We start from the raw sequence: 427 nt of genomic DNA, 5'->3' as shown, positions 1-427 counted from the left end.
AGCGAGCGCTGAAGCCGACCGTGGCTACGGTGTAGACACTGACCTGCCAGAAGCCGCCATCACCATCGACACCATTGCCGGTGACGATGTGATCAACAAGGCCGAGTCTGAGTCTGACGTGACTCTCACGGGTACGGTTGGCAAGGATGTGAAGGCTGGCGACACCGTTACGGTGACCGTGAACGGCAAGGACTACACGACCACGGTTAACGCTGACGGCAAGACCTGGAACGTGGACGTTCCTGGTTCCGAGCTGGCTGCTGATTCGAACGTACACGCCAAGGTGGAAACGGAAGACGCTGCGGGTAACCCAGCGAGCGCTGAAGCCGACCGTGGCTACGGTGTGGATACCGACCTGCCTGAAGCCGCCATCACCATCGACACCATCGCGGGTGACGATGTGATCAACAAGGCTGAGTCCGAGTCC

General features: G+C 60.0%; 1 protein-coding gene. It reads left to right on the top strand.

The features are described 5' to 3' along the window. The coding region (locus VF694_RS16435; RefSeq protein ID WP_440164915.1) for an Ig-like domain-containing protein at positions 1 to 427 on the top strand (427 nt) is incomplete at both ends.

The organism is Alcaligenes sp. Lyrl_28 (assembly GCF_051948705.1).
GTDB classification, from domain to species: Bacteria; Pseudomonadota; Gammaproteobacteria; order Burkholderiales; family Burkholderiaceae_B; genus Alcaligenes; species Alcaligenes ammonioxydans.
Note: the sequence above shows the minus strand (reverse complement) of the source record. Positions and strands in the feature narration are given on the sequence as shown.